This is a genomic window from Ruegeria sp. BI7, assembly GCF_056537925.1.
The window spans coordinates 18,971-36,413 of record NZ_JBQFSK010000012.1 but is presented as its reverse complement, the minus strand read 5'-3'; the positions used below and the strand labels follow the sequence as shown (position 1 = coordinate 36,413).

The window sequence follows — 17,443 nt, the reverse complement described above, 5'->3', positions numbered from 1 at the left end:
CCCCATGTCTTTTGAACTTTGGCTGGCTTTCGTGGCCGCATCGACCGCCTTGCTGCTTATCCCCGGCCCGACTGTGTTGCTGGTGCTTAGCTATGCCTTATCAAAAGGGCGCAGCGTCGCCGTGGCCTCGGCCACAGGGGTGGCGGTAGGGGATCTGGTTGCAATGACCGCTTCGCTACTGGGGCTGGGGGCGCTGGTGCTGGCCTCGGCTACTTTGTTTTCTGTGCTGAAATGGGTGGGTGCGGCCTATCTTGTGTGGCTGGGAATCAAGCTGCTGCGCAGTGCGCCCTCGGGCGGGTTAGAGGCGCCAGCGACCGGGCGAAACGTCACCGCACAAAGTGTCTTTGGCCATGCCGCCGCCGTTACGGCGCTGAACCCGAAATCCATTGCCTTTTTCATCGCCTTCGTACCGCAATTCCTGCGTCCGGCGGACCCATTGGGCCCGCAATTCGCTATCCTGATCGCGACTTTCGTGGGTCTGGCCTGGCTGAACGCACTGGCCTATGCGCTGCTGGCTGACCGGCTGCGCCGGATGATCGGACGCGCCGAGGTAATCACTGCGATGACCCGGTTCGGAGGGCTGACTTTGATTGGAATGGGGGTTGCAACCGCTGTGCTGCGCCGCCCGGCCTGAGGGTTCAGCTCGCTTCGTGTTCTTTCATGAACCCACGGATAAAACGTCGTATTTCGCGAGCGGCTGATGTATCCAGTTCCCTGCACAATTCAACAAATGCGTCCCGTTCATCCTTGTCCAGGCGCAGGACCAACTGGCTGTTTTTCTTGGCAGATACCTTGCTGTCCATCTTTCCCGCACACCCTGTTCAATGCCTAAATCCACAAGCGATACACTGCATATACAATGCATAGCAATTTCAGGTACCGGCGACCTACCAACAAAACAGAGTTTTGGCAATCAACCTTCCCGCGACTCAGGCATTCCATTTACCAGTCCGGCGCGTCCATCGTGGCCACCTACCGCACAGCATCGCTATTTCGTATTATCAAAGCTCAATTCCGCTCCCTGTCGGGAAGTCAGCGATAATCTTTCCTTGCAAGGCTGTCCCCAATGGGCCAAATACGCCCGCGTGTTTTGACGTCAGAGGGATTGGCAATGTCCAGAAACAAGTCGGTCAAGGATTACATCCGAACCATCGTCGATTTCCCGCATGAGGGGATCATGTTTCGCGACGTCACCACACTGTTCGCTGATCCGCGCGGTTTTCGTATGGCAATCGACCAGATGTTGCACCCCTACGCGGGTGAGCAGATCGACAAAGTCGTGGGCCTCGAGGCGCGCGGCTTCATACTGGGCGGTGCCATCGCCCATCAGCTGAGTGTTGGCTTCGTGCCGATCCGCAAAAAGGGCAAACTGCCCGGCACCACCATCAGCCAGGATTACAAACTGGAATATGGTGAGGCCATCGTCGAGATTCACGATGACGCCATTCAACCGGGCGAGAAAATCCTTGTCGTCGACGATCTGCTGGCAACGGGCGGCACCGCCGCTGCCGGGATCAAGCTGATTGAACGGCTGGGGGGTGAGATCGTATCATGCTCGTTCATTGTCGACCTGCCGGAACTGGGCGGCCGCAAGGCGTTGGAAGACATGGGTATGGATGTGCACGTTCTGTGCGAATTCGAAGGGCTGTAAACGCCCGTCATTCAATTTCCCAAAGGCAAGGCGCGGGAAGCGGCACGATCAATCCGCCCTCAAAACCGCACCCGGATTCATGATCCCCTGCGGGTCCAGCGCAGCTTTGATGGCACGCATTGCAGACAGCTTTGTCGCGCCGCCATAGCGCTCAAGATCATCGACTTTCAGACGCCCTACCCCATGTTCGGCACTGACCGAGCCACCAAAGGCCTCCACCAGATCATGCACAGCGTGTTTGACGGCCTGTCTCTCGTCATCAAACTCCGAACGGCTGTGGCCCAAGGGCGGGAACACGTTGTAGTGCAGATTGCCATCACCAACGTGACCAAAACAGTTGATGCGGAACAACCCAAGCGCGGCCACGACCTCGGCCCCGCGTTGAATGAATTCGGGAATTCGGGAAATCGGGACCGAGATATCGTGACTGGACACCGACCCGATCAGCCGGTTGGCCTCGGGGATACGCTCGCGCACGGCCCATAGGTCCATACGCTGCGCCTCGCTTTGCGCAATAACCGCCTCCCCGACGAGGCCAGCTTTGTCCGCTTCGATATACAGCGTTTCCAGCGCGTCGGCGGGCGAGTGCCCCGCAAACAATCCAAGTTCGATCAGAACGCACCATTCGGGCTGTGTTGCAAATGGCTGGCGCACATCTGGCAAAACCTCGGTCAGGAATTGCAGCCCCTGCTTGTGGATCAGCTCAAAGGTGCTGACCGCTTCACCCAGTTGGTGGTGGGCCAATGATAGTAAATCGATCGCCGCTTGGGGCGAAGCGACCTGAACCATCGCGGTTCCGACCGCCTCGGGCCGCGGAGAAAGTTTCAACGAGGCGGCGGTGATGATCCCCAATGTACCCTCCGCACCTATCAGCAGGTTACGAAGATCATAGCCGGTGTTGTCCTTGCGCAACCGGCTGAGCCCGTGCCAGATTTCACCGCTGGGCAGAACCGCCTCAAGCCCCAAACAAAGGTCGCGCGCATTACCATAGCGCAACACGTTGACCCCACCCGCATTGGTGGCAAGGTTGCCCCCGATCCGGCACGATCCCTGCGCTGCAAGAGCCAGAGGGAATAACCGGTTCGCCTCTTCCGCGGCGGTTTGCACATCAGCCAGAATGGCACCTGCCTCGGCAATCAGAATGTTTTCGGTCGGGTAAACCGCCCTGATCGCGGTCATCCTCTCTAACGAGATCAAGAGGGGCGCTGGCCCGTCCGGCATTACCTGTCCGCCTACCAGCCCTGTGCCACCACCGTAAGGCACTACCGGTACCCGCCTATCCAAGGCCAATCGCACCAGCGCTGCTACTTCATCAACCGTTCGCGGTAAGGCCAACAAACCGGCATGTCCGGTAAAACGACCCCGTGGCTCTTCCAGATAGCGTTCCGTGACCGGGCGCAAAATATCTTCACCCAGATCAGCCCGGATCAGACGGGCCAGGTTCTCATCGGCAGGATTCAGTGTCATGCCACCTCATTGCCCAAGCGAGCGCGCCCGGACAAGCCCTATTCTAGTTCGATCAGATACTGCGGCTCCAGCACGACCACTGTTGGCTGACTTGGCAGGGTACGCAGCGACACGGTGATTTCGGTCGCTCCCTTGCGTTCAACCGGAAAATCATTGCGGATATCGACCAAAAACCGGTCCAGCGAAAAGCCCGAGAACCAGTGCATCGGGATGATAACGGAACTTTTCAGCCGCTTGAGGACCGAGATCATCTCGGGCAGAGGCATCGTCGTTCCCCCATCCACCGCCGCCATGACAACATCCAGCCGTCCTAGTGCGGCGAATTGATCGTCGGATGGTATATGGTGCAAATGGCCCAGATGGCCGATGCACAGCCCTTCCACCTCGAACACAAAGATCGAATTGCCGCGCTCTTCCACGCCGCCATACGCAGATCGGATATCGGTCGAGACATTGCGTACCAGCATCTCGCCCAGATCAAGGTAATGATCGATCCCCTGCCCAAACTCGCCCCACCCCGGCAACACATGCGGGATTGCAGGATCGGGATGAGCGGTCCAATGGGTGTTGTGAGCGTGGTTCATGGTAACCACGTCCGGGATCAAATCGGCGCTACCGATAAAGCCGGTGAAATCCGTCACCGCGTTCAACCCGCCCTGTGTCTGGATCAGGAAAGAGGCATGGGCGATATAGCTGATCCGCACGGAAAATTCCCGGATCGGGTCCTGCCACGCCGCCTTGTGAATATACTCAATCCCCGGCGCGGCATCCGCGATGGCGATACAATGGCTCGGCCGCCGCTCCTGCGCCACAGCCCCGCCCGAGATCACCATCAATACCGCAACAATCCAGCGCATGGGGCAAGTGTAGCGCAGAACGCCAACAAGTCATGCCCCTTGTTCATCTGGCCAAAAATATCTCGGGGGAGGCGCGGCTGGCCGCGCCGGGGGTAAAGCCCCTAGCCCGCGTCCGTCTTGCCGCGCCGATCCGACCGCAGGCTGGCATACAGGACATGCGTCCGCCACCGCCCGTTGATCTGCAGATAAGACTGCGCCACGCCCTCATATTTAAAGCCCGAGCTTTCCAGCAACCCGCGCGAGGGCTTGTTTTCGGGCAGGCACGCGGCCTCGATCCGGCTCAGATCCAGGCGGGTGAAGGCATAATGGACAATCGCGCCTATCGCCTCGCGCATATACCCGTTGCGGGCAAAGGTTTGACCGGTCCAATACCCCAGCGTACCGGCCTGCGCCGGGCCGCGGCGCACGTTGTCCAGCGTGATCGCCCCCAGAAGCACATCATCGGATCGACGGAATAGGAACAAAGGAATCGCTGTGCCACTGGCCACTGAACGCTGCGCCCAGTAGACGCGATTGGTGAAAGATTTGCGCGTCAGATGATCCTTAGCCCAGATCGGCTCCCACGGGGTAAGGAATTCTTGGGACGCTCTCCGCAGCGCCGCCCAATCGTTGAAATCAGAGTGAACGGGCGGGCGCAGGCTTAGGCGCTCGGTCTCGAGTTTCAGCTTGCGTCTGCCCAACAGCATCACGCCGCACGCCTCTCCTGCAATTCTGCCAGCGTGGGCGCGGCGGAAACTGGACCGTAGAGCGCCAAGGCCGCCGGCGCCTGAAGCGCCATCTTTTCTGCAAACGCACGAACATCCCCGGTGCTGACCGCATCGATCTTAGCGACCGTATCCTCAAGCGACGGCACCCGGTCCCAAATCTGAACCAGACGCGCCAGGCGTTCCGCCCGGTTTGATGGGCTTTCCAGCCCCATCAGCATCCCGGCTTTCATCTGTGCGCGGGCGCGGGCAACCTCTTCGGCGCTCATGTCTTCGGCGGCACGCTTCATCTCATCGATGGTAATCGTGGCCAGCTCTGCGACCTGATCCGCCGAAGTGCCTGCGTAAATCGTTGTTGTACCGGTATCAGCATAGGCCCCGGTCTGCGCAAAGATCGTGTAGCATAGGCCACGTATCTCGCGCACCTCCTGAAACAGGCGCGAGGACATGCCGCCACCCAAAGCGGTGGAGTAAATCTGTGCCGTATAGATCTCATCGTCGCGGTAGCCGGGGCTTTCCAGCGCGAGTGCGAAATGGGCTTGTTCCAGCTCTTTCTCTTGTCGCGCTTCGCCACCGGTGAAGCGGGCCGTTTCAGGAACCAGCCCTTTGCGCGGTTGCAGATGGCCAAACATCTCTTCGGCCATTTTCATCAGCGCGTCGTGATCCACCGCGCCCGCGGCAGACAAGATCATCTGTTCCGGCCCGTAGTGCTCAGCGACAAAACCCGACAAGTCCTCGCGCGAGAAGGCGCTGACCCGCTCAGTCGGGCCCAGAATGGTGCGGCCCAGCGGTTGATCGTGATAGCTCTGCTCTTGCAACCAGTCAAAAATCACGTCGTCCGGCGTGTCATAAGCCTGGCCGATCTCTTGCAGGATCACGCCGCGCTCGACCTCGATCTCGCGCGGGTCAAAGATAGGGTTCAGAACGATGTCACCAATCACGTCCATCGCCAGCGCCACATCGTCTTTCAGAACGCGTGCGTAATAGGCCGTCACCTCGCGCGAGGTATAGGCGTTGATATACCCGCCCACATCCTCGATCGCTTCGGCGATCTGCAGCGCAGACCTGCGCTCAGTTCCCTTGAACGCCATATGTTCAAGGAAATGGGCAATACCGTTCTGCTCGATCCGTTCATGCCGCCCACCGGCGGTTACCCAAATGCCGATGGCCGCCGATTGCAGCCCCGGCATATGTTCACTGACGATACGAAAGCCGTTCTTCAGTTGGTCTTGTCTGACAGTCACTCAGCAATATGCCTTTTGATATGATCCTCAATGGCACCCAGATCATTGGCGATGCGGGTCACCCGTTCCGGACGTTCATACAGATCAGACATGCGAGAGGGAAGAGGCGGATGTACGTCACTCGCCTTCTCAACCGCCGCCGGGAATTTCGCCGGATGAGCGGTGGCCAAAGTGATCATCGGAACGTCAGCCGCACGGTGATCTTCGGCGACCTTGATACCGACCGCGGTGTGTGGGCAAACCAGCTCGGCGCTGTGGGCCAATGCGGATTTGATGGTGGCCAGTGTTTCATCCTCGGACACGCGGCCCGAGTCGAAATTCTCGCGCAGTGCTTCCATCGCGCCCTGACTGACATTGAAGCCGCCATTCTTCAGCTCATCCATCAACTGCGATACACCGCTGCCATCCTCGCCATAGGCATAGTACAGCGCACGTTCAAAGTTCGAGCTGACCTGAATATCCATCGACGGGCTGATCGAAGGAATGGTGTCGCCCTTGAAGTACCCCTGCCCCGAAAGGCAGCGATGCAGAATGTCGTTCTGATTTGTGGCCACAACCAACCGATCAATGGGCAGCCCCATGCACTTGGCGATATAACCGGCAAAGATGTCACCGAAATTGCCGGTAGGCACAGTGAAGCTGACCTTGCGATGCGGTGCCCCCAGGCTGGCCGCAGCCGAGAAATAGTAGACCACCTGCGCCAACACGCGGGCAAAGTTGATCGAGTTCACGCCCGCCAGTTTCACCCCATCGCGAAATTCGAAATCGTTGAACATGTCCTTCACGGCAGCCTGACAATCGTCAAAGTCGCCATCAACGGCCAATGCATGCACATTGCTGTCTGCCGGCGTGGTCATCTGGCGGCGTTGCACCTCGGACACACGACCATGGGGGAACAGAATGAACACGTCCACGGCATCCAGCCCCCGGAACGCCTCAATCGCGGCCGAGCCCGTATCGCCGCTGGTTGCGCCCACGATGGTCACACGTTCACCGCGCCGCTTCAGGGCCACCTGAAACAGTTGCCCGATCAGTTGCATGGCAAAGTCTTTGAACGCCAATGTCGGACCGTGGAACAACTCCAGTAGGAAGTGGTTTTCGTTCAGCTGCTTCAGTGGCGCACGGGCATCATGACCAAAGCCTTCGTAGGCGCGGGCGATGATCGCCTTGAACTCATCCTCGGCAAAGGACCCGCTGACATAGGGCCACATCACGCTGAACGCGATTTCCTCATAGGGCAACCCTGCCAATGCTGCGATCTCTTCCTGGCTCATAACCGGAATTTCGGCAGGCAGGTACAGGCCACCATCGCGGGCCAGCCCGGTCAGCATCGCCTCTTCAAAGGTCAGTTCAGGCGCTTGGCCACGGGTCGAGATGTATTTCATTGCTCTTCACTTTCAGAAGGGGCGCGATTGCGCCACAGGAAATAACCGGTCATCGCGGCCCAGACCAGAGCCAGACCAAACCATGTGATTGCATATTGCAGGTGGTCATTGGGAATACCCGCAGAGTCGACAGGCAGGGGCGTCACGCCCGGGTCAGTTTGCGTCCGCGCGATTAACAGCACAGGCTCCGCCTCCAAGGCGGCCGCCAGCTTGGGGACGTCGCGGGCAAACCAGATATTGCTTTCCATGTCCGGTTCGGGTGTGTACCCGTCGACCTCATCGGGCCAATGCAGATTACCCGTTACCTCCATCTGACCCACTTGCCGTTCAGCCTGCTTGGCAGTGGTCGGAACAAACCCTCGGTCTACAAGAATTGTTCGGTCTTCAGTGCTGAAACGCTGAATAATGCGGTAACCTGCGCCGACAAGTTTGACCGAAACCAGAACATGGATTTCCCCGGGCACCATCTCACCAGAAATCGTTACCGGCAAGTACTTGTCATCCTCAGGAGAAACGCTGTCGGGTAAGGCAACCGGTGCTGCCGTGATGCGGGTATCAATCTCGGACAGAACACCCTGTTTCCATGTCAGTCGCTGCATCTGCCAGAAGCCCAGAGACAACAGGATCGCCAAACCGGCAATACCAAAAATCAGCAGGAACAGGATGCGGCGCATATCAGGACCAGATTTCGTTACCTAAAGGCTCGGGTTGAACCGGCGCCTTGTTAAGGGTGCCACGTGCAAGATTGCAACCACGCAATTGTATCGGGCGCAATCTTGCGCCTCGGAAAGAGAAAAAGCCGCCCCTTGGGGCGGCTTTTGCAATTGGATCGCCTGACCGGCGTTAAATCAGCGGAGCCTGACCCCAGATGTAGACAGCGAAGAACAGGAACAGCCAGACGACATCCACAAAGTGCCAGTACCAGGCTGCCGCTTCAAACCCGACGTGTTTTTCAGGGGTAAAGTCACCGCGTAGCGCCCGGATCAGGCAGACCGACAGGAAGATGGTACCGATGATCACGTGGAAACCGTGGAACCCGGTGGCCATGAAGAAGTTCGAATAGAACTGATCGTCGCCGAATTTCCAGCCTTCGTGCGCCAGCAATTCATAATATTCAAAGCCCTGCAGGGCGGTAAATGCGATACCCAGTACGATACCGATAGCCAGACCGTTGATCAGCGCCTTGCGGTCATTGTCATGCACCAGCGCGTGGTGCGCCCAGGTGATCGCACAGCCCGACAGCAACAGAACCAGCGTGTTGATCAGCGGCAGGTGGAAGGGGTCAACCGCGTGAATATCCGGCTGGATGTACTCGGTGCCAGCATAGTCGTACATCGGATACATGCGGTGTTTGAAGAACGACCAGAACCAGGCAAAGAAGAACATCACCTCGGACATCACGAACAGGATAAAGCCGTAACGCAGACCGATGCGCACAACCGGCGTGTGGTCGCCAGCGCGGCTCTCGGCCACAACCTCGGACCACCAGGCGAACATGGTGTAAAGAACGGCCACCAGACCGGCCCAGAACACAAACGGTGTAACACCGTGCATCCAAAGGACGGCTCCGAACAGCATCACAAAGCCACCGATCGCGCCGATCAGCGGCCAGATCGACGGGGCCAGAATGTGATAATCATGGTTTTTTGCGTGTGCCATCAGCGTCCCTCACCTACAGGCGTTAGTTCGTATTTGTATCTGCCTGCTCATCCAGGGCTGCGTAGCCCTCGGGCAGGTCTATTTCGTAGAATGTATACGACAGAGTAATCGTATGCACATACTTGGCTTCCAGATCCTCGACGATTTCCGGGTCGACGAAGAAGGTTACCGGCATCTGCACCCGCTCACCGGGTTGCAGCACCTGCTCTTCAAAACAGAAACAGGCGATTTTCTGAAAATACCCACCGGCCGAATACGGCGCGACGTTGTAAGACGCCTGCCCGGCAATCGGACGGTCGGTCGGGTTGTGGGCTTCGTAAAAGGCCAATCCGGTCTCACCGATGCGCACTTCCATCTCACGCTCGACCGGTTTGAACTCCCACGCCATGCCTTTGGCTTTCGAGGCGTCAAAGCGGACAGTGACCTTGCGGTCCAGAATATCCTCGGGCGCGGTTTCGGCCACACCAACCGTACCGCCAAAACCAGTGACCCGGCAGAACCAGTCGTAAAACGGCACCGCCGCCCAGGCCAAACCGCCCATCAGCACGACCACACTGACCGTCTGCATCACTGTTTTTTGCGGACCGGACAAGGCCATCAGTTCTGAACCTCTTGTGTCGGCTGACCCAGGCCAGTGCCCGAGACTTTTACGATCGTTAGCCCAAAGATGATCACTATGAAGGCAGCCAGCGTCAGACCCACCCCCAGATTGCGGTTGAACCGGCGCTGGTGCAGTTCATGGCTTTTGCGCAGACTCATGACCAACCTCCCAATCCATAGGGTTTCAACAACGCCTCAGTCAAAATTGCACCGAAGTGCAGGAACAGGTAGAGCAGTGACAGCTTAAAGAATGAGCGCTCGACCTTGAAGTTATCTGCCTCTGAGTCATCCTCGGTGCGGCGCGAGATCTGCCACGCTCCGCGCAGGAACAGGGCGTTCATCACAACAGCAACGGTCAGATAGATCGGGCCACCGATGCCCGAGAAGGACGTGCCAACCGCCAGCAGCGCCAGCAGTACGGTGTAAACAAGAATGTGCCAGCGCGTCGCGCGGCGGCCGTGTGTCACGGTCAGCATCGGCACACCCGCATCGTCGTAATCCGAGCGCATGAACAGCGCCAGAGCCCAGAAATGCGGTGGGGTCCACATGAAGGTCAAGGCAAACATCAGCCACGGCTCAAGCGTCATCGACCCCGTGGCCGCGACCCAACCGATTACCGGGGGGAAAGCCCCTGCCGCACCACCGATCACGATGTTCTGCGGCGTCGAACGCTTTAACCACATCGTGTAAACCACGACATAGAAAAAGATGGTGAAACCCAGGAAGGCTCCGGCAAACCAGTTCGTTGCCAGACCCAACATGATCACCGACAGGCCAGACAGCGCCAGCCCAATGGCCATGGCCTCACCCGCCTCGACCTTGCCGGACGGAATCGGACGGCCTTTGGTGCGCTTCATCACCTTGTCAATGTCAGCGTCCCACCACATGTTCAGCGCACCCGAGGCACCACCACCGATGGCAATGAACAAGATGGCGCAGAAGCCGACAAAGGGATGGACTGGCACTGGCGCCGCCAGCAGACCGACAAGCGCCGTGAACACCACCAACGACATGACCCGCGGCTTCAGCAGGGCGAAATAATCGCCAAAGCTGGCCTCGTCCGCGCGGGTCTGCGCGGTCACGGTGCTGGCATTGAAGCTTGCGTCGCTCATGTCGGGTCCTTTTGGGGCGAAAGCTGCGCGATCACCGCGCAGCCTGCATCATGTATTTATCCGGCCAATGCCCGGATCAGTTCGAGGCAACCTGATAGGCCGCAGGCTGACCTGCGTACTCTTCCAAAGCGCCTTGCAGCCATTGCTCATAGGCCTCTTCGCTGACAACCTTGACGGTGATCGGCATGTAAGCGTGGTCCTTTCCGCACAGTTCGGAACACTGACCGAAATAGATGCCTTCCTTGTCAGCCTGGAACCACAGCTCGGCCAGACGGCCCGGTACGCCGTCCTGCTTTACGCCAAAGGACGGGATGGTCCAAGAGTGGATCACGTCCGACGCAGTCACCTGCATAACGATGATCTTACCGACCGGCACAACAACGGCCGTATCGGTGGCCAGCAGCCACTCATCATCGCTGTAACCGGAATCGGCCAGCTTAGCGCGCATCGCATCATCCAGAACGAACGGCGTTACGTCGGCATCCGCCGGGCGGGCACCTTCGTCCAGAGTTGCGGGGTGACCCAGCAGATAGCTGTCGAACGCAAAATCGTGATCAACATATTCGTAGGTCCAGTACCACTGGTTGCCCACCACCTTGATTACTACGTCACCTTCGGGAATTTCTTGCTGTTTGAACAGAACCGGAAGTGAGAACGCACCGATAAAGACCAGAACCAGGATCGGCCCCAGGGTCCAAGCAATTTCAACCGGGGTATAGTGCGAGAATCGCGCCGGTGTCGGGTTTGCGCGCTGATTGTAACGCATGATGCAGTAGACCAGTAGGCCCGCGACCAGCAGACAGATGACGGTGATGATCACCAGAATCATCGCGTCCAGTCTGTGAATCCCCACGGCAAGGTCTGTAGCTGCAGGCTGGAAATTTACACCGCCGGCAACCGGCTTGCCAATAATCTCAAGCTCCTGAGCCATGGCGGGAAGGCTGGAGAGGGCTGTTGCAAGCCCGGAAAGCATCAAAGCGTTCTTCATTTTCTGTCCTGATCGTCTGATCTTAGCTTCTCTGGCGAAAAGGTGTGAATCAGTCGCACCTCTCCCGTTGTCTTTGGCCGCGTTAAAAACCATATTCCGGCGGGTAGATAAAGCAAAATGCTTGCGTCAAACAGACGCTATTTTTGATCTGGATCAAACTCGAAAGGTCCCAACCGATGCCCAACGACCCGTTTCGCCCATTTGAAAGCGTTCTTCCGCAGGACGAAGCGCTTGCAGTTTTGCAGTCGGCCACCGCCGGGGCCGTGGATGGCGAGCTGTTTGTCGAGCGGCGAAAATCCGAGTCTCTGGTCTTTGATGACGGGCGTTTGAAGACGGCGTCCTATGATGCTTCCGAAGGATTCGGCCTGCGTGCTGTGCAAGGAGAGGTGGCGGGCTATGCACATTCTACCGACGTTTCGATCCCGGCATTGAAGCGCGCCGCTGAAACCGCGCGTCTGGCTGTTGGCGACGGCGGCGGCACCTTGGCCGAGGCGCCCCGCGCCACCAACACGCGGCTTTATACGGACGAAGACCCGATCGAATCGGCAAGTTTCCCGGTGAAAATTGAAACCCTGCGCGAAATCGACGCCTTTTCCCGCGACCTCGACCCTCGCGTCGTGCAAGTCAGCGCCACGATCGCCGCCGCTGTGCAAGAGGTCGAGATCCTGCGCCCCGACGGGGTTCTGGTGCGCGATGTGCGTCCGATGACCCGCCTGAACATCTCGGTCATTGTTGAACAGAACGGCCGCCGTGAAAGCGGCTCGGCCGGGGGTGGTGGACGCGTTGGTCTGGATGGCCTCATCGACCCGACAGACTGGCAGGACAAAGCACGCGAGGCGCTGCGGATCGCTTTGGTCAATCTGGACGCCATCCCTGCCCCGGCGGGCGTGATGGAGGTGGCCCTGGGCCCCGGCTGGCCCGGTATCTTGCTGCACGAGGCCATCGGACATGGGCTGGAAGGCGACTTTAATCGCAAGGGCAGCTCGGCCTTCGCGGGCCTGATGGGACAGCAGATCGCGTCAAAAGGCGTCACCGTCGTGGATGACGGCACGATCCCCGATCGTCGCGGTTCGATCACGCTGGATGACGAAGGCACGCCAAGTTCGCGGACTGTTTTGATCGAGGATGGCGTTCTGACTGGTTATATGCAGGACCGTCAGAATGCGCGTCTGATGAATGTTGCGCCCACCGGAAACGGGCGGCGGCAAAGCTATGCGCACAAGCCCATGCCACGAATGACCAATACGGTGATGTTGGGCGGCAACGCCGATCCTGCTTCGCTTGTGGCCGAAATCAAAGACGGTATCTGGGCCGTGGGCTTTGGTGGTGGGCAGGTGGATATCACCAACGGCAAGTTCGTGTTTTCCTGCACCGAGGCGTACCGCGTTGAAAACGGCAAGATTGGCGCCCCGGTCAAGGGTGCAACCCTGATCGGCGACGGACCCTCCGCCCTGAACCGCATCCGGGGATTGGGCAATGATATGGCGCTTGATCCGGGTATGGGCACCTGTGGGAAAGACGGCCAATGGGTGCCGGTAGGTGTCGGCCAGCCAACCGTTCTGATGGATGGCCTGACCGTCGGCGGATCTGCTGCCTGACACAGAATCGGTCACCGACAAGGTTAACGCCACGTGTGGACGATCAATCAATATTGATGCCTGCCTGAGAAATTCCATCGGGCAGGCGTTTTATTTTCCTGTTTGTTATCTGACGGTTACACCAAACACGCTATCAATTCTGGGAAATTTTCTGAATAATTTGACAAGATTTACAAGCTGTTAACCCCCTCAGTCGTAAACCAGTTCTGCAATCAGGCGGAGCAACGGATGACCGAAGAGCAGCTTTCTTCCTATCACCCCACACTCCCACCCACCACGGAAGAGGACCGGTTCTCCTGGCTTCGTCTGTTGCGCTCGCGCAAGGTCGGCCCGGCGACGTTTCATCGGCTGCTGCGCGAACATGGCTCAGCGCAGAATGCGCTGGCCGCGCTGCCTGAAATGGCACGTGCCGCCGGAATTAAAGGGTATGAAATTTGCCCGCCTGGCGTGATTGAGGCGGAGCTCAAGGCCGCAAAAGCCGCAAACGCGCGGCTATTGTGCCTTGGGTCCGCTGATTTCCCCAAAGCCCTGAACGATCTTTCCGATGCCCCACCGATGCTTTGGGCCATTGGCGACGTATCCGTGTTGCGCAAGCCCTCGATTGCGATGGTCGGTGCGCGCAATTGCTCGTCTTTAGGGGCGCGGATGGCGCGTGGCCTGGCAACCGACCTCGGAAAACAGGGATATGTCGTGGTCTCGGGCCTGGCCCGCGGGATTGACACCTCGGCGCATTTGGCGGCGCTGAATACTGGCACGGTGGCGGTCATGGCCGGCGGCGTAGATGTGATTTATCCTGCGGAAAACACCGATCTGGCAAGGGACATCGCCCAATCTGGCCTGCGCCTGTCGGAACAGCCCATGGGCGTGACACCGCAAGCCCGGCACTTTCCCCGTCGCAACCGCATTATCTCGGGCCTGGCACAGGCTGTTGTGGTGGTTGAAGCGGCTGCAAAATCCGGCAGCCTGATCACCGCACGCGACGCGCTGGATCAAGGGCGCGAGGTCCTGGCCGTACCCGGCCACCCATTCGATGCCCGCGCGGCCGGGTGCAACCTGCTGATCCGCGACGGGGCCACTCTGGTGCGGTCCGCCGAAGACGTTATCGAAGCGTTGCCAAAACAACAGCCCGAAATATTTGAGGTCCCAGTTCCCGAAATAGCACCCGAACCGGCCGCGTTGGGTGCCACACTGCATCGCGAAATTCTGGCCCGACTTGGCCCGTCGCCTATCGCCGAGGACCAGTTGATCCGCGACATCGCAGCCACGGCAGGCGAGATTGGTCCGGCGCTGGTTGATCTGGAATTGGACGGGCGCATCCAACGTCAGCCCGGTGGGTTGCTGTCGTTGACGGCCTGAGCAAGCGTCTCACGCCCCGCGCTGATTTTTTGAAGGCTATCGCGCTGAAATCGCCGTAAAATTCACGTATTTAAAGGAACGCATTGACAATTCGCTCTTGCCCTACACATCTTGCACGATCATAGAAGGCGCCCAATCCGTCGAGCGAGGTTTCCCATTAAATGCCTGTTGTTGTTGTAGAATCCCCGGCCAAAGCCAAAACAATCAACAAATACCTTGGCCCTGATTACACTGTCCTGGCATCTTATGGTCATGTTCGCGACCTGCCCCCCAAGGACGGTTCCGTCGACCCCGAGCATGAATTTGAGATGAAATGGGAGGTCGGCAACGACAGCCGTAAACATGTCAAAGCCATCGCCGACGCGCTGAAGGAAGACAATGCCCTGATCCTTGCCACTGACCCCGATCGTGAGGGTGAGGCGATCAGCTGGCACTTGCAAGAGGCGCTGACCAAGCGCCGTTCGATCAAAAAGGATACGCCCGTCAGCCGCGTGACCTTCAACGCCATCACCAAAGACGCGGTGACCGAGGCGATGCAGAACCCGCGTGAGGTCGACATGCCGTTGGTCGAGGCGTATCTGGCCCGCCGCGCGCTGGACTATCTGGTCGGGTTCAACCTGTCTCCGGTTTTGTGGCGTAAACTGCCCGGCGCGAAATCGGCAGGACGTGTGCAATCGGTCTGTCTGCGCCTGATCGTCGAGCGCGAGATGGAGATCGAAGCGTTCAAACCTGTCGAATACTGGTCGGTACGTGCCCTGTTTGAAACGCCACGTGGTCAGACCTATGAGGCACGCTTGGTCACTCTGGCGGGCAAAAAGCTGGACAAGCATGACTTGGCCAATGCCACTCAGGCGGAAATGGCGGTTCAGGCGATCACCAGCCGCGCGCTCAGCGTTACTTCGGTCGAAGCCAAGCCCGCCGCGCGCAACCCCAGCGCACCGTTCATGACCTCGACCTTGCAACAGGAAGCCAGCCGCAAGTTTGGCATGGGTGCCCGCCATGCCATGCAGGTGGCGCAACGGCTGTATGAGGCGGGTTACATCACTTATATGCGGACGGATGGTATCGATATGGCGCCCGAAGCCGTGGCCGCCACCCGCGATACAATTGCCGACCGGTATGGCGCGGAATATGTGCCGGACAGCCCACGCATGTATAAGAACAAGGCCAAGAATGCACAGGAAGCGCACGAGTGTATCCGCCCAACGGACATGGCGCGGGATGCCAAGGCACTGAAGGTTACGGATGAGGATCAGCGCAAGCTGTATGACTTGATCTGGAAACGAACCATCGCCTGTCAGATGGCTGCTGCGCGATTGGAGCGAACTACAGTTGAGGTAGGCAGCGCCGATGGCCAGGTTGGCCTGCGTGCCACCGGTCAGGTGGTGCTGTTTGACGGCTTCATGCGCGTGTATGAAGAGGGCCGCGATGATGTGGCCGATGACGACGAGAAGCGCTTGCCGCAGATCATGCAGGGTGATCCAGCACCATTTGCCAAGACATCGCTGAAAGATCAGTGCGCCAAGGCTGAGGACAAGGCCGCCATCCTGTCCGACAACGAATCCGTTCTGGCCCTGCAACACCACACCCAGCCGCCGCCGCGCTATACCGAGGCCACCTTGGTCAAGCGGATGGAAGAGCTGGGGATCGGGCGCCCCTCGACCTATGCCTCGATCGTGACCACGATTCAGGACCGGGAGTATGTACGCAAGGACAAGAACCGTCTGATCCCCGAAGAAAAAGGCCGGATCGTTACGATCTTTCTGCTGAACTTCTTTCGACAATATGTGGGCTATGAGTTCACAGCCAATCTGGAGGAACAGCTGGATGATGTCAGCGCCGGTGGCCGCGACTATAAAGAACTGCTGGGCAAGTTCTGGCGTGATTTCTCAGCCGCCATTGGCGAGACATCGGAATTGCGTATTTCCGAGGTGTTGGACAAGTTGGATGAGGCACTGGCGCCGCAATTGTACCCCCCGCGCGAGGATGGTTCTGATCCGCGTATCTGCCCGAAATGCGGTGTGGGCCAGTTGCACCTGAAAACCTCGCGCACCGGCGGGTTTGTGGGTTGCGGCAACTATCCCGAATGCACCTATACCCGCCCCATCGCGGGCGAAGGGGCCGAAGGCGACGAACGTCTGCTGGGTGAGGATGCGGGCGATGAGATTTGGCTAAAATCCGGCCGGTTCGGTCCTTATGTTCAGCGCGGCGAACCCACGCCCGAGAACAAGAAGCCGCCGCGCGCGTCCCTGCCCCGCGGGTGGAGCAAGGATGACATGGATCTGGACAAGGCGCTGACGTTGCTGTCCCTGCCCCGCCAGATCGGCGAACACCCCGAGGGCGGTATGATCAGCTCGAATTTTGGGCGGTTTGGACCGTATCTGATGCACCAGCTGCCCGAGGAAGCGAAACCGGTCTATGCCAACCTCAAGGACCCGAACGATGTGTTCGAGATCGGCATGAACCGCGCAGTTGAAATGCTGGCCGAGAAGCGCGCCAATCCGGGGCGCGGACGCAGGGCCGCTGCCAAACCGCTCAAAGAGCTGGGCGAGCACCCCGATGGCGGCGCAATGCAGGTTCTTGATGGGCGGTATGGGCCATACGTGAAGTGGGAAAAGGTCAATGCCACCATTCCCAAGGATATCAAGCCCGAAGACGTGACGCAGGAAATGGCCATTGAGCTGGTCAATGAGCGGGCTGCCAAGAAGGGCACCAAGAAAAAGGCCCCACCCAAGAAAAAAGCGGCAGCCAAGAAAACAACCAAGAAGGCGGCCACCTAACGGTGGCTAGGTAGAAATACCACCACCCCCTTGGATTCGTTG

The 17,443-nt window shown here is 58.7% G+C and carries 17 protein-coding genes; 5 read left to right on the top strand and 12 right to left on the bottom strand.

All coding sequences use genetic code 11. The annotated features are described in order from the left end of the window. The first annotated feature begins 4 nt into the window (after positions 1–4). Positions 5–634 (top strand): LysE family translocator, encoded by a 630-nt coding sequence (locus ACR0JB_RS19535; RefSeq protein WP_170351407.1) that lies wholly within the window; start codon positions 5–7, stop codon positions 632–634. A 4-nt stretch (positions 635–638) separates the two neighbouring features. Here the strand turns inward: ACR0JB_RS19535 and ACR0JB_RS19530 are convergent, their stop codons facing one another. Next, a complete protein-coding gene (locus ACR0JB_RS19530) occupies positions 639–803 on the bottom strand; it encodes a hypothetical protein (RefSeq protein ID WP_170351409.1) in 165 nt (54 codons plus the stop codon). Between the two features lie 308 nt (positions 804–1,111). Here ACR0JB_RS19530 and ACR0JB_RS19525 point away from each other — a divergent pair, with 308 nt between their 5' ends. Further along, entirely contained in the window at positions 1,112–1,651 is a 540-nt protein-coding gene (locus tag ACR0JB_RS19525; RefSeq protein ID WP_170351410.1) for an adenine phosphoribosyltransferase, read from the top strand. A gap of 48 nt (positions 1,652–1,699) precedes the next feature. Here the strand turns inward: ACR0JB_RS19525 and ACR0JB_RS19520 are convergent, their stop codons facing one another. From ACR0JB_RS19520 to coxB, 11 genes are all read right to left on the bottom strand, one after another. Next, on the bottom strand, positions 1,700–3,118 hold the full coding sequence (locus ACR0JB_RS19520) for an FAD-binding oxidoreductase (protein WP_170398922.1): 1,419 nt from the start codon (positions 3,116–3,118) through the stop codon (positions 1,700–1,702). A gap of 38 nt (positions 3,119–3,156) precedes the next feature. Further along, positions 3,157–3,975, bottom strand: coding sequence for an MBL fold metallo-hydrolase (locus ACR0JB_RS19515; RefSeq protein ID WP_170398925.1), 819 nt, complete (start codon positions 3,973–3,975; stop codon positions 3,157–3,159). Positions 3,976–4,076: 101 nt separating this feature from the next. Next, the gene (locus tag ACR0JB_RS19510; protein ID WP_170351416.1) at positions 4,077–4,661 is read right to left on the bottom strand and encodes a GNAT family N-acetyltransferase; all 585 of its coding nucleotides are present in this window, start codon (positions 4,659–4,661) and stop codon (positions 4,077–4,079) included. After that, positions 4,661–5,923 (bottom strand): M16 family metallopeptidase, encoded by a 1,263-nt coding sequence (locus ACR0JB_RS19505; protein ID WP_170398928.1) that lies wholly within the window; start codon positions 5,921–5,923, stop codon positions 4,661–4,663. Before ACR0JB_RS19505 ends, ACR0JB_RS19510 begins: the two co-directional genes overlap by 1 nt. Further along, complete coding sequence (gene thrC / locus ACR0JB_RS19500; protein WP_480790211.1) at positions 5,920–7,308, bottom strand: threonine synthase; 1,389 nt, start codon at positions 7,306–7,308, stop codon at positions 5,920–5,922. Before thrC ends, ACR0JB_RS19505 begins: the two co-directional genes overlap by 4 nt. Then, positions 7,305–7,982 (bottom strand): SURF1 family protein, encoded by a 678-nt coding sequence (locus tag ACR0JB_RS19495; protein WP_170398931.1) that lies wholly within the window; start codon positions 7,980–7,982, stop codon positions 7,305–7,307. The genes thrC and ACR0JB_RS19495 overlap by 4 nt, the downstream gene beginning before the upstream one ends. 169 nt (positions 7,983–8,151) lie before the next feature. Next, positions 8,152–8,967, bottom strand: a complete 816-nt coding sequence (locus ACR0JB_RS19490; RefSeq protein WP_170351424.1) for a cytochrome c oxidase subunit 3 — start codon at positions 8,965–8,967, stop codon at positions 8,152–8,154. A gap of 22 nt (positions 8,968–8,989) precedes the next feature. After that, a complete protein-coding gene (locus ACR0JB_RS19485; RefSeq protein WP_170351425.1) occupies positions 8,990–9,565 on the bottom strand; it encodes a cytochrome c oxidase assembly protein in 576 nt (191 codons plus the stop codon). Next, entirely contained in the window at positions 9,565–9,726 is a 162-nt protein-coding gene (locus ACR0JB_RS19480; protein WP_170351427.1) for a hypothetical protein, read from the bottom strand. Before ACR0JB_RS19480 ends, ACR0JB_RS19485 begins: the two co-directional genes overlap by 1 nt. Continuing rightward, positions 9,723–10,679 carry a heme o synthase gene (gene cyoE / locus ACR0JB_RS19475; protein ID WP_170398933.1) on the bottom strand — a complete coding sequence of 319 codons (957 nt, stop codon included), beginning with the start codon at positions 10,677–10,679 and terminating at the stop codon, positions 9,723–9,725. Before cyoE ends, ACR0JB_RS19480 begins: the two co-directional genes overlap by 4 nt. Before the next feature lie 76 nt (positions 10,680–10,755). Further along, entirely contained in the window at positions 10,756–11,667 is a 912-nt protein-coding gene (gene coxB, locus ACR0JB_RS19470) for a cytochrome c oxidase subunit II (RefSeq protein ID WP_170351431.1), read from the bottom strand. A 176-nt stretch (positions 11,668–11,843) separates the two neighbouring features. On the opposite strand from coxB, the gene tldD reads away from it, so the two are divergent. The 3 genes from tldD to topA all read left to right on the top strand — a co-directional run bounded on the left by tldD (position 11,844) and on the right by topA (position 17,401). Next, entirely contained in the window at positions 11,844–13,265 is a 1,422-nt protein-coding gene (gene tldD, locus ACR0JB_RS19465) for a metalloprotease TldD (protein ID WP_480790210.1), read from the top strand. A 228-nt stretch (positions 13,266–13,493) separates the two neighbouring features. After that, positions 13,494–14,621 carry a DNA-processing protein DprA gene (gene dprA, locus ACR0JB_RS19460; RefSeq protein WP_480790209.1) on the top strand — a complete coding sequence of 376 codons (1,128 nt, stop codon included), beginning with the start codon at positions 13,494–13,496 and terminating at the stop codon, positions 14,619–14,621. A gap of 161 nt (positions 14,622–14,782) precedes the next feature. After that, positions 14,783–17,401 carry a type I DNA topoisomerase gene (gene topA, locus ACR0JB_RS19455; protein ID WP_480790208.1) on the top strand — a complete coding sequence of 873 codons (2,619 nt, stop codon included), beginning with the start codon at positions 14,783–14,785 and terminating at the stop codon, positions 17,399–17,401. The last annotated feature ends 42 nt before the right edge of the window (positions 17,402–17,443 follow it).

What these genes read in the sequence shown, in the direction of transcription:
- ACR0JB_RS19515 (WP_170398925.1), bottom strand. Translation starts at nt 3,975, where the DNA reads ATGCGCTGGATTGTTGCGGTATTGATGGTGATCTCGGGCGGGGCTGTG.
- ACR0JB_RS19480 (WP_170351427.1), bottom strand. Translation starts at nt 9,726, where the DNA reads ATGAGTCTGCGCAAAAGCCATGAACTGCACCAGCGCCGGTTCAACCGC.
- ACR0JB_RS19510 (WP_170351416.1), bottom strand. Translation starts at nt 4,661, where the DNA reads ATGCTGTTGGGCAGACGCAAGCTGAAACTCGAGACCGAGCGCCTAAGC.
- ACR0JB_RS19535 (WP_170351407.1), top strand. Translation starts at nt 5, where the DNA reads ATGTCTTTTGAACTTTGGCTGGCTTTCGTGGCCGCATCGACCGCCTTG.
- ACR0JB_RS19490 (WP_170351424.1), bottom strand. Translation starts at nt 8,967, where the DNA reads ATGGCACACGCAAAAAACCATGATTATCACATTCTGGCCCCGTCGATC.
- thrC (WP_480790211.1), bottom strand. Translation starts at nt 7,308, where the DNA reads ATGAAATACATCTCGACCCGTGGCCAAGCGCCTGAACTGACCTTTGAA.
- ACR0JB_RS19520 (WP_170398922.1), bottom strand. Translation starts at nt 3,118, where the DNA reads ATGACACTGAATCCTGCCGATGAGAACCTGGCCCGTCTGATCCGGGCT.
- ACR0JB_RS19530 (WP_170351409.1), bottom strand. Translation starts at nt 803, where the DNA reads ATGGACAGCAAGGTATCTGCCAAGAAAAACAGCCAGTTGGTCCTGCGC.
- ACR0JB_RS19495 (WP_170398931.1), bottom strand. Translation starts at nt 7,982, where the DNA reads ATGCGCCGCATCCTGTTCCTGCTGATTTTTGGTATTGCCGGTTTGGCG.
- ACR0JB_RS19525 (WP_170351410.1), top strand. Translation starts at nt 1,112, where the DNA reads ATGTCCAGAAACAAGTCGGTCAAGGATTACATCCGAACCATCGTCGAT.
- cyoE (WP_170398933.1), bottom strand. Translation starts at nt 10,679, where the DNA reads ATGAGCGACGCAAGCTTCAATGCCAGCACCGTGACCGCGCAGACCCGC.
- topA (WP_480790208.1), top strand. Translation starts at nt 14,783, where the DNA reads ATGCCTGTTGTTGTTGTAGAATCCCCGGCCAAAGCCAAAACAATCAAC.
- ACR0JB_RS19485 (WP_170351425.1), bottom strand. Translation starts at nt 9,565, where the DNA reads ATGGCCTTGTCCGGTCCGCAAAAAACAGTGATGCAGACGGTCAGTGTG.
- coxB (WP_170351431.1), bottom strand. Translation starts at nt 11,667, where the DNA reads ATGAAGAACGCTTTGATGCTTTCCGGGCTTGCAACAGCCCTCTCCAGC.
- dprA (WP_480790209.1), top strand. Translation starts at nt 13,494, where the DNA reads ATGACCGAAGAGCAGCTTTCTTCCTATCACCCCACACTCCCACCCACC.
- tldD (WP_480790210.1), top strand. Translation starts at nt 11,844, where the DNA reads ATGCCCAACGACCCGTTTCGCCCATTTGAAAGCGTTCTTCCGCAGGAC.